Raw genomic sequence first — 10,848 nt, 5'->3', positions numbered from 1 at the left:
CTGGGCCAGCAGAGCCCGATCAGCTACGAACAACGATCAACTACGCTGACCCTCGCCGCATGACACCCGGTGTCCACGATCAAGGGCGAAGCCCCCTCCGCCAATAGCCAGCTCAGCCCCAACGAATACGAACGCCGACACCACACCGCTAAGCTCACGCTCGCCGCGTGATCAAAGACGCGTGTCCACCATCACGGGTGAAGGCCCGGGGTCCTCTGACTCGGCGCCCCACTTGCGGGATTTGATGATTTGGAAGGGGGGTCGGCCTTCCACGGTCCAGCCCGTGGCTGCGGATGTTGCGAGGTGGCGTGCGTAGAGGGTGCGGAAGGTGGCTGCCTTCGCGCGGATGGTCGGCTGGTCCTTGGCGTTGAAGTATGTACTGGCCAGATCGTGCTTGAACCACGCTATTCGGCGTGGATTGAGGAGTTCCACTTGGGTGAACTCGATGCGCTCCATCCACATCTCGTAGCGCAGGCGCAGGTCATCGAACTCGTCCCACAACTGCCCCCTTCCTGGGTGCCCCGCCGCCCCCAGACACCAGGGTTGAGACTGAGTGCAGCGAACTCCACCGGGGTGCGATCTGCTTTGGATAGATTGCAGACCACGCATGCCGGGCTCAGGTTATGCAGATCGTCGTCACCGCCGCGTGCGTATGGGGTTGCGTCCTGAGAAGTGGTGTACGGGTTCGACCTGATCCGGGGGTTTGCTCCGGCGTCGGGGTGAGGCCTGCATAGACGAACGGCCACCGGCTGATCTTTCAAGACGACCAAGTCTTTGAAGGAGATCAGCACGATGACCGCACCCGACAGTCTGCCCCTGCACGCCCTCGCGGAGGACAACCTCGCCGCGGCGAGTCCCGATCTGCTGCGCGCAATGATCAAAACGTTCGCCGACGCCCTCATGTCCGCGGAGGCAGACGCCCTCTGCGGCGCCGAATACGGGCAGGTCAGCGACGAGCGAGTCAACCACCGCAACGGCTACCGCCCGCGCGAGTGGGACACCAGGGCAGGAACCGTCGAACTGGCCATCCCCACACTCCGCACCGGGAGTTACTTCCCGCACTGGCTCCTCGAACGGCGCCGCCGGGCCGAGCAGGCCCTCATCAGCGTGGTGGCCACTGCCTACCTGCTCGGTGTTTCCACCCGCCGGGTCGAGAAGCTCGCCGAGTCCCTCGGCGTCACCCAGCTGTCGAAGTCCCAGGTCTCCGCGATGGCACGGCACCTGGACGAGCAGGTCGCGGCCTTCCGCAACCGGCCCCTGGACGCCGGGCCGTATGCGTTCGTCTGGGTCGACGCCCTGACCCAGAAGGTCCGTGAGGGCGGCCGGATCATCAACGTCCACGCCCTGATCGCGGTCGGTGTCAACGCCGACGGCCACCGCGAGATCCTCGGCCTGGACGTCGCCACCGCCGAGGACGGTGCCGGCTGGCTGGCCTTCCTGCGCTCGCTGATCGCCCGCGGCCTGTCCGGCATCCAGCTCGTCGTCTCCGACGCCCACGCCGGCCTGGTCGACGCCATCGGCGCGGTGCTGCCCGGCGCCTCCTGGCAGCGCTGTCGCACCCACTACGCCCGCAATCTGCTGAGCCAGGTCCCGAAATCGGCCCAGCCGTGGGTGGCCACCCTGCTGCGAACCGTATTCGAACAGCCCGACACCGACGCGGTGAAGGCCCAGATGACACACGTCCTGGACGCACTGGAGGCCAAGTTCCCCAAAGCCGCAGCCCACTTGGACGCCGCCCAGCATGACCTGCTGGCCTTCACCGCCTTCCCCCGCGAGATCTGGCGGCAGATCTGGTCGAACAATCCGCAGGAGCGGCTGAACAAGGAGATCCGGCGTCGCACCGACGTGGTCGGCATCTTCCCCGATCGTCCCGCCGTGATCCGCCTGGTCGGCGCGGTCCTGGCCGAGCAGAACGACGAGTGGACCGAGGCCCGCCGCTACATGGGCCGCGAACTCCTCGCCAAGGCCCGCCTCCACCCAATCGAGTCAGAAACCGACGAGACCATCCCGCCCACCGAACTCACCGCATAGCCTCAAAACGAGATCACCGAGTGGCCGTCGATACACCACTCCAGCGGACGTGACCGCGTATGGAATGACATGATCTTTGACTTCAGAGGGCGCGAGACAGTACACACATCGCCCATCGTGCGCAGTCAGCACAGCGAGTTCCTCCCAGAGCCGGAAATAGCGACGTCTGGGCCGCTGTTCGCGCCCCGGAAGCTGGCCTACCACGGCGTCAGGCACGAATCGTCACCAGAGGAACCTGAGCGGATCACGCTGAGGGATCAAGGTTTGCATCAGCCTGCACTAGTGCTAGGCCGGCCACATGAGGGCCCCCGTGGCTGCGGTCACCGCGAGCCCATCGGCCCGCCCCAGCGGGTTGTCCCCTATCAACGACAGGTCGGACCGCTCGGTGACCTACCACGACGTGATCACGTCGCCGACCTGCGAGGTACGTAGTCCCGGAACCATGTAGTCCCAGTCACAGCAGTGGTGTGCGGCTATGTTGCCGTCCGAGCCCGCGCCGATTCGGTCGCTGACATTCCTCGCCAACGTCAACCAAGCGGCCTTTCGTCTCCTCCTCCGATCTGGACGGTGCCAGCTGCTTGATGGGGTGCTGCGGCCACGATGATCAACGTACCGAGCCACACTGACAACACCGCCTGAATATAGGGATTTTTGCTGCCGCGCTGCTGTATACGGCACCAGGCCGAGCCTCGATCGCTACGATGCGCAGGCTAGACATCGTTCATGCGGTAGGGGAGGGGCGGTGAGGATCACAAGGATCCGAAGCACCTGGCAGCAGTCGAAGTAGCAGCGGAGATCCCGCGGGAGCGGGCCCGGGCACGGGGGGACCCGGCTATGGCGGGCTGAGAGCGGAGCTGGCAGCCCCGGGCCTCGACTCCCTCCCACCCCACCGTGGGATCATGGCTTGCCTACTCTGCGCCGACTCTTCTCGCGACCGAAGGAACCACATGAGGGATACGTCAGACGTTACGCGGCGGCTTTGGTCGCTCTGCGCGGTTCTTCGTGATGAGGGCGTCACGTATCACGAGTACCTCAATGAGCTTACCTATTTGCTGTTCTTGAAGTTGGCCGCAGAGCTCGGGATGGAGGAACGGCTTCCAGTGAACTGCCGTTGGGCAGCTCTACGAGAAGCAAGAGCGGATAAAGTTGCCGATATTTATAAGGAAATATTGGAACGTCTTGGATCTTCCCGGGATGAGACGGTAGCAACTATTTACGGCGAGGCGGAGACCCGTCTGACTTCAGGTGATGCACTGCGAAAGCTGATCAGTGGCATTGACGAAATTGATTGGTACCGCGCTCGCCAAAATGGACTTGGCGATGTCTATGAGGGGCTCATTGAGAAAAATGCCCAGGAGTCGAGGTATGGAACTGGCCAATACTTCACTCCCAGGGCAGTTGTCGACGCTTTGGTGCAGGCGATCGATCCTACGAGCAGCGACACCGTTTATGACCCCGCAGCTGGAACCGGAGGTTTTCTGGTAGCGGCTGGCCTGCACACGCAACATCAGGGCGATCAACAGCCTCGACTGCATGGTGTGGAGCTAGTGCATGATGTCCAACGCATGGGACTTATGAACCTGCTCCTGCACGACCTGCACGGCGAAATTGAACTTGGCGATTCACTCAGTCGGAACCCCAAAGCACTTCAGGTGTCCGTGTGCCTAACGAATCCTCCTTTTGGAGTGAAGGGCAACTTGTCGGCGACTCAAAGCCAGCACATGGACTATCGGACTTCCAATAAGCAGCTAGGCTTTTTCCAGCATATTTATAAGAGCCTTAGCAAGGGAGGTAGAGCGGCCGTCGTAGTTCCCGACAACGTCCTTTTCGAGGCGGGCGTCGCATCGTCTATTAGGACTCATCTACTCGATAACTATCGACTGCATACGATCCTCAGACTGCCGACTGGCATTTTTTATGCAACCGGAATCAGGACGTCAGTTCTCTTCTTCTGTGCAGACGGCCCTACCCGTTCGACGTGGATCTATGACCTCAGATCTTCTTCCAGTTCATTCACTAAGCGTAAGCCGCTCGGTATCTCTGACCTGCGAGACTTCCTTCAGTGCTACGGAAGTGATCCTCTCGGCCGCGCCCCGCGAGAGGAGACGGACCGATTCCGCTGTGTGACCCGTGATGACTTGAGGTCGGTAGACGACAGGTTGGACCTAGCTGGCAACTCAGAGGCACAGAGTGCTACTGAAAGCGTCCACCGGACACCTCATGATGTCGCAGTAGCCCTTCTCGACTGCATCACGGCTGCCCAGCAAGCCATTGGCGAGGTGGAAGAAATGTTGCGAGATAGCTCGCTAGTGGCTGCCGCACGACTGGAATCGATCGAAGCTGGTGACGAGTGATAAGGAAGGATTTTCCTGACTCCTGGGCAGTTTGCAAGGTGTCCGAGGCCGGGGTCGCAATCTCTGGCCAGCAGAAGACGCCGGCAGCGTCCCTGGCGCCGGAGCAGTATCCGTACCTCCGAGTGGCGAACGTCTTTGATGATGAGATCGATCTCAGCGATCTGGCCACCATGAACTTTTCGAGTGAAGCACGGGAGAGATATCGCCTCAAAGAAGGCGACGTGCTTCTGTGTGAAGGGCAAAGCCGAGAGCTAGTAGGGCGAGCAGCGCTGTACCGTGGCGAGCTCGAAGAACTGTTTTTCCAGAACAGCATCATCAGGTTTCGCCCACACAAGGAAATCCTTCCCGAGTACGCACTGCTAGTTTTCCGTGCATACCAAAAAGAAGGCGTGTTCTCGCAGATCGCTAAGGCAACGACAAACATCGCTCACCTAGGGCTCAATCGATTTAAATCTTTGCCGTTTCCGGTCCCGCCCCGAGCCGTTCAAGAGCTCCTGGCGGACACAGCGCGCGTATTCCAGGAACGAGTTGACACTGCGCGCCACGTCCTATCTGAATCTGTGCCAGAGCTGAACTTCTTGGTGCGGAATTTCCGAGATCAGGTGATCATTGGTGATCGTGGCCCAAAGGAGAGATGGCTTTCGAGCGAAGCAGACCCATCATGGGTGATTGCTGCTGAGGCAGTTGCACCCAGTGCTCCTATCGTTTACGGGATCCTGCAACCGGGACCGGATGTGGAGGACGGAACGGGAGTTCCATATGTGCAACAGCAAGACCTGCAGAACGGCGAGGTTAGCGAAGGCCAGTTGCGGAACACGTCGGTGGCGGTTCATGAGAAGTTCTCTCGATCAGCGATCGCTTCTGGTGATGTGTTGCTGGGAATCATCCGTAATACACGTGTTGCGGTAGTGCCACCCGAACTGGACGGCGGGAACATCAACAGGGGAATTGCTCGCCTCCGGCCACGTGAAGATTTGGAAAGCGAATACCTAGCACATTGGCTCTCTAGCCAATGGGTGCAGGGTTGGCTATCGGATCGCATGCGAGGAATTGACATGCCAGGTCTAAACCTGCGTGACGTGCGCCAGCTGCCAATCCCCATTCCGGAAGTCGCTGAACAACGCCGACAAGTGAACTTGATTAATCAAGTCGTTGATAAGGCCAGCGAGGCTAGGGTCGCCCTGATCGAAAGCCAGCAATATCTGCTAGAGACAGAAGCCCTTGCGATCACGGGACTGGCCTATGGAGATCTGGCGCGTACCATTTCGCAGACCTTGAGTAACTCCGTGACAGGGGTCGATACGCAAAACCTCGTCAATCGGATGCTCGAACGACAGTCCTCGCCAACGGGCCCTGCTAAGAAGAAGACGTCCAAGGTAAGGAAGACTAGTGAAATGAGCACAGATAGCGGCGTGGTGAACGCTAATCATTTGCTTCAGATTCTTGAGTCGTCAGGTGGTCGAGTTAGTCCCGCAGAGCTATATCGCGGTATGCGCCTGGAGGACGATGCTGTGGACGACTTCTATGCGCTTCTTCGGGATCTATCGAAAGATGGACGCATCGACATTGATCGCCCAGATGATGAATTGGTCTTCGTCACGATCGGCGCCCCTTCGTGAGAATTCTTGAAGTTGGTGTCCGTAGCTTCAAAAACCTCAATGATTTCCACGTGTCGTTCGACAGAGATGCGCCAGTGTCAGTCCTTGTCGGACGTAACGGGGCGGGCAAATCAAACCTGCTAGAAGCACTCACGGTGATCTTTCGAGATCTCGACTTGGGGCTCACCCCGAGATTCGCGTATGACCTAAAGTATGAGATCAGCGGCGACTTGATCCACGTATCAGCAACGGAGAGTGCCGGCTCGATTCATCTCACCTGTTCAGTAAACGGGGAGGTTATTCCAAACGGCAAGTTTGTGGGTAACGCAGGAGCCAGTTATCGACCTCGGCATGTATTCGGTTACTACTCCGGCCCTAGCAACCGTCTTGAGGAACACTTCAGTGCTCACCAGGAGCGCTTTTATAGGGATCTTCTTCGAGGCGAAGAGAAGCCATTGCGTCCTCTCTTTTACGCGAGGAACGTTTACTCCAGCTTCGTCCTGCTTGCGTTCTTCTTAGATGACGATCCCACTGTTCAAAGGCTCCTTAAGGGACTACTCGGTATACATGACCTCGATTCAGTCATGTTCGTAATGCAGAGGCCATCATGGCATAGTCGGTCGGGAGATAAGCGTTTTTGGAATGCGAGAGGCACTGTAAGAAGTTTCCTGGATCGCTTGTATGCGATCGCCCTCGCGCCAATGAGACTCGATAGGCGAGTTCCAGTTGGGCTAGCTAGATTTAGTCGTTCAGAGCATCTCTTCCTGTATCTATCTGGGCTTGCCGAGACTCGGGCACTAGCGAGTGCCTACCCAAGTAATCAGGAGTTCTTCAAGGCGCTAGAAAGCACCTATATGTCGGAATTGATCCACGATGTACGGATCCGAGTTTCGACGGAGCGAGGTTCCTCTTCCCTCACCTTCAGGCAACTTAGTGAAGGGGAGCAGCAATTGCTTTTGGTGCTAGGGCTGATGAGATTCACGAGGGAAGAAGAATCGCTCTTCTTGCTGGATGAGCCAGACACACACCTTAATCCAGCGTGGAGTGTTCGATATCGGCAATTCCTGCATGATTTCGGTGCACTCGACGAGACATCACACGTTTTGATGGCTACGCACGATCCTCTAGTGGTAGCCGGCCTCCTGAAGTCTGAAGTTCGCATCCTAGAACGCCATGACGATGGGGTGATCTCGGCGTCTGCACCAATCGAAGACCCTCGCGGTATGGGCGTCGGTAATTTGCTGACGAGTGACGTCTACGGATTGAGATCGCAACTCGACCTCGAAACCCTTGAGCTCCTCGATCGAAAAAGAGATCTAGCCTCGCGGGACTACCTATCACCTGTTGAGGCGGAGGAGCTGCGCGGACTGAGTGAAAAACTCCAAGCGCTAGGCCTCCTTATGGAGGATAGAGATCCAGAGTTTCAAGAATATCTGCGGGCGAAGCTCAGCGAGGAAGGAGAGGCGGAAGCGCCTCTGGTCTTTTCACGTGAAGAGATCGAAGAAAACCGCGAAGCCGCTCAAGACCTCCTGAGAGAAGTCCTTGGCGAAGGTGACTTCACAGAGCCTGGGGGAGAGTAACGTGATCCTTGTCGATCTCTTCGAAGTTGCTTCTCTGCTACCTGCAGAGTGGAAGAAGGAGTGCGCATCTGTCACTCGTGAACTCGAGCAAGCCAGCACCGATGATGAGAGAGATCGGCTCCTCAAGGACCATTCTGACCTCTGGCGCGAAGTCAAAGAGAAATTGTCAGAAGCCTCGCATGGAAAGTGTTGGTACTGCGAGTCAAAGAACACGCGATCAGATAATGCTGTAGACCATTATCGCCCTAAGGGAAAAGTGGCCGAGGATGCGAACCATTCGGGCTACTGGTGGCTGGCCTTCGACTATCAGAATTATCGGTACGCGTGCACTTATTGCAATAGCAGGAGAAGGCATGCGGAGTCAGGTAGCGCCGGTGGCAAACAAGACCACTTTCCTTTGGCGGTCGGTTCCTTTCGTGCCTACGGGCCGAATGACTCCGTAGATTGCGAAGAGCCCCTCCTATTGGATCCCTGCTCGGTCCTCGATGTATCAATCGTTTGGTACGACGAGGAAGGGAAGTTGGCGCTCAACACCTCGATGGTGCTGACCGACCCTTTGGCGATGAGTCGCATTGATTCCTCGCGCGTGATCTTGCATTTAGATCATCCGTACACAGTCCGGGAGAGAAAGAGGATATATCTGAAGATAATATCGCTTTGCAAGAGGGCGGATCGAATTTACAAGTCGATTCTTATGGGCAATCCTGACCTGCGGATTGAGTACAAGGAACAATTGGCGGAGCTGGCGCAGTTTATGACTCGTTCAGCCGAATACTCGGCTGTAGCCCGATGTGCGGTCCGCGGCTTTAGGGAAGCGAGTCTTACTGCGAAGATTCTTTGCGAGGCACCCCTTTAATTAAGAATTCGCGGTGTGTCTTCTATCTGAGGTCGGGGCAGCCTCAATGACCGAGTCAAGGTGACGGGCGCCGGTCGATGGTGTGGCCGGCGCCCGTGTAGACCAAGGCTTGAGACCTGGCCTCATCCTTATCAGGTCGATCCAGGTACCTGGAGACGTCGATTAACTCGCTCAGGCCTCGGCTGCTCGTCCGCCAGGGACCGACGCTGACCGCTCATTCACGTGCCTGTTGGCGTTAGGCGCTGATGTCAGGAGTCCACGGCTCCGTCACAAGACGGGAAGCCCACTCACTCCCACTCGCGCTGGTCGCGTCTGGCAGCGACGATCTTCTTCTGGGCCTCATCGAGCCGCTTGAAGGTCGGGGACGATACTGGTTCGCTCCCGCCTGGGACGCTTGCGAGGTCGAGGCGTCCTTCATCGACAGCGGCAAGGGCGCGGAGATCTGCCCGCTCCCCAGCGGCGTGTCCGTCTCGACAGGCGATCACAGCTATCTCTCTTGCGTCGCAGTGCTCGTTGTCGCAGTAGAGCTCTATGCGTCCGGTGTCGTAGGCGTTGTCATGCTCGGAGCGAGTGACCGAGTGTCCTCCACAGAAGTAGCACTGGAAGCGCGTAGCCCTCGCACCGCTGTGAACCCTGGGTTGAGCTTGACGCACCCAGGGCGTGGTGCCTGCCTCCCATTGGTCCGGCTCCATACATGTGCTCCTTGCAGTCGCTGTGACGATCAAGGTGCAGAGTACGGTGCTGACGCGGTGGATGTAGCCGGTTGGGTACCACGCGGTCGATGGAGCGGCTTTGGGCTGGAGCTGCTTTGGCGCGAGTGATCATGGCCCCGTAAGCTTCCGGCGCGTCGGGCAGTCTGTGGACCTGCCCGGTAAAGCACGACGTTGGGGCCATGATCTTCGAGGCTCGCGCCAAAGTGGCCTAAGAAGTCATCTCAATTGGCGAGGTGCCTGCGGAGGAATGGTGCTGTGCCGAGGACGAGCAAGGTGAAGGCGGTCAGCCGTTGAAGGCCGGGCTGGGCGTAGAAGTCGCTGTGTTGGATGCCGTAGACCGCGTAGCAGTTGGCGGCGATGTCGGTCGTCATGATGACGCAGGCGAGATTGGCTCCTCGGCGCTTGCCGCGAAGGAGTAGCACCGCTGCGAGCGGGTCTAGGACGGCCAGCGAGGACCAGTAGAAGTTGAGCCAGCTCGGTGCCCAGTCATAGGGGCGCAGACCATGGCGGAGGAGATCGGTGATGTGTGCGATGGCTCCCACGAAGAGCAGGCCGGCCGCGATGCCGCAGGCCAATATCACCACGGAGCGCGGGGTGCGGTGCATCCATCCGAACACGTCATGGATCATCCCAGCCTTGGATGGGGGCTTGCCAGCCTGCGGTTGCAGATCAAGGTGGCGGCGATCCCCGCGAAGGCGAGGAAGCGCTCGGCCTTGCGCTCGTAGCGACGGTGCAGGCGGCGGCACCCGGACGGCCACGCCACCGTGCGCTCCACGGTCCATCGATGGCGGCCCAGCCGCTGGGAGGACTCGATGCCCTTGCGGGCGATGCGCGGCGTGATGTTCCGGGAGCGGAGCCACTTCCGCAGGTGGTCGTAGTCGTACCCCTTGTCGGCATGGAGCTTGGCGGGCTGTCGCCGACGTGGTCCGCGGCGGGAGCGGATCGGTGGGATCCCGCGCACCAGGGGTTCCAGTCCCTGACTGTCGTGGGTGTTCGCGGCCGAGATCCCGATCGAGAGGGGCAGACCGGTGCGCTCAGTGATCAAGTGGATCTTCGAGCCTTTCTTGCCGCGATCGACAGGATTCGGTCCCGTCAGCTCCCCCCTTTCAGGGCCCGCATGTTCACCGAGTCGATCGCACACCTCGACCAGTCCAGGTCTCCGCGCGCGCCGAGCTCGTCCAGGAGCAGCCGGTGGAGCTTGCCCCAGACCCGTGCTCGGGTCCACTCGGTGAAGCGCCGGTGCGCGGTTGCCCCGGAAGGGCCAAAGACCGGGGGCAACTGCTGTCAGGTGCAGCCCGTCGTGGCCACGAACATGATCGCGGCCAGCACCTCACGGTTCCCATGCCTCCGTCGGCCACCGCCTTGCGGCCGCACCGGCGCCGCTGGCACCACACGTTGGAACAGCTCCCACAACCCGTCTGGCACCAGACGCTCCACCATCGTCATCACGGTGGAACAGGCTAACGATCAAACCAATTGAGATGACCTCTAAAGCAGTGGAGCCGACCATCCCAGCCACGACGCACCCCTTCTCTGGCATCAGGCGGCCGACTGCTGTGCGCGCGGCACGGGCGCCGGCCGGGCTGGAGCGGGGCGGAGACAGGAGCGCGGCCCGGCCGGGGCCACTCCCCCTCCACCAGCGGTTTTGCGCTGCCGACCGGCGCCTGGCTCGATGTGGACGGCGACGGCAAGGGGCAGGCGAAGGACCAGGGCACG

General features: G+C 59.6%; 8 protein-coding genes and 1 pseudogene. 5 read left to right on the top strand and 4 right to left on the bottom strand.

Annotated features, from left to right (window positions below; genetic code table 11):
- Positions 1-171: 171 nt before the first annotated feature.
- On the bottom strand, positions 172-501 hold the full coding sequence (locus AB0N06_RS35940; protein WP_366138891.1) for a hypothetical protein: 330 nt from the start codon (positions 499-501) through the stop codon (positions 172-174).
- A gap of 291 nt (positions 502-792) precedes the next feature.
- Here AB0N06_RS35940 and AB0N06_RS35935 point away from each other — a divergent pair, with 291 nt between their 5' ends.
- The 5 genes from AB0N06_RS35935 (at position 793) to AB0N06_RS35915 (ending at position 8,419) form a co-directional block, all read left to right on the top strand.
- The gene (locus tag AB0N06_RS35935) at positions 793-2,031 is read left to right on the top strand and encodes an IS256 family transposase (protein WP_366138890.1); all 1,239 of its coding nucleotides are present in this window, start codon (positions 793-795) and stop codon (positions 2,029-2,031) included.
- A gap of 947 nt (positions 2,032-2,978) precedes the next feature.
- The gene (locus tag AB0N06_RS35930; RefSeq protein WP_366138889.1) at positions 2,979-4,385 is read left to right on the top strand and encodes a class I SAM-dependent DNA methyltransferase; all 1,407 of its coding nucleotides are present in this window, start codon (positions 2,979-2,981) and stop codon (positions 4,383-4,385) included.
- Positions 4,382-6,004, top strand: a complete 1,623-nt coding sequence (locus tag AB0N06_RS35925) for a restriction endonuclease subunit S (protein ID WP_366138887.1) — start codon at positions 4,382-4,384, stop codon at positions 6,002-6,004. Before AB0N06_RS35930 ends, AB0N06_RS35925 begins: the two co-directional genes overlap by 4 nt.
- The gene (locus tag AB0N06_RS35920) at positions 6,001-7,563 is read left to right on the top strand and encodes an AAA family ATPase (protein WP_366138885.1); all 1,563 of its coding nucleotides are present in this window, start codon (positions 6,001-6,003) and stop codon (positions 7,561-7,563) included. Before AB0N06_RS35925 ends, AB0N06_RS35920 begins: the two co-directional genes overlap by 4 nt.
- A 1-nt stretch (position 7,564) precedes the next feature.
- Positions 7,565-8,419: a hypothetical protein gene (locus tag AB0N06_RS35915; RefSeq protein WP_366138884.1), complete on the top strand. Its 855-nt coding sequence runs from the start codon at positions 7,565-7,567 to the stop codon at positions 8,417-8,419.
- 287 nt (positions 8,420-8,706) lie between these two features.
- Here the strand turns inward: AB0N06_RS35915 and AB0N06_RS35910 are convergent, their stop codons facing one another.
- The 3 genes and pseudogenes from AB0N06_RS35910 to AB0N06_RS35900 all read right to left on the bottom strand — a co-directional run bounded on the left by AB0N06_RS35910 (position 8,707) and on the right by AB0N06_RS35900 (position 10,572).
- Positions 8,707-9,111 (bottom strand): hypothetical protein, encoded by a 405-nt coding sequence (locus AB0N06_RS35910; protein WP_366138883.1) that lies wholly within the window; start codon positions 9,109-9,111, stop codon positions 8,707-8,709.
- A 242-nt stretch (positions 9,112-9,353) separates the two neighbouring features.
- Positions 9,354-9,749, bottom strand: a complete 396-nt coding sequence (locus AB0N06_RS35905) for a hypothetical protein (protein WP_366138882.1) — start codon at positions 9,747-9,749, stop codon at positions 9,354-9,356.
- An 8-nt stretch (positions 9,750-9,757) separates the two neighbouring features.
- Positions 9,758-10,572 (bottom strand): annotated as a pseudogene (locus tag AB0N06_RS35900) (IS5 family transposase).
- Positions 10,573-10,848 lie beyond the last annotated feature (276 nt).

The sequence above is a fragment of the Streptomyces sp. NPDC051020 genome (assembly GCF_040683105.1).
Taxonomy (GTDB): Bacteria; Actinomycetota; Actinomycetes; order Streptomycetales; family Streptomycetaceae; genus Streptomyces.
The sequence above is the reverse complement of the archived record's forward strand: the minus strand, read 5'-3'. Positions and strand labels throughout refer to the sequence as shown.

Excerpts from the sequence above, each read along its gene's own strand:
- AB0N06_RS35910 (WP_366138883.1), bottom strand. The coding sequence starts at position 9,111 with ATGGAGCCGGACCAATGGGAGGCAGGCACCACGCCCTGGGTGCGTCAA.
- AB0N06_RS35935 (WP_366138890.1), top strand. The coding sequence starts at position 793 with ATGACCGCACCCGACAGTCTGCCCCTGCACGCCCTCGCGGAGGACAAC.
- AB0N06_RS35930 (WP_366138889.1), top strand. The coding sequence starts at position 2,979 with ATGAGGGATACGTCAGACGTTACGCGGCGGCTTTGGTCGCTCTGCGCG.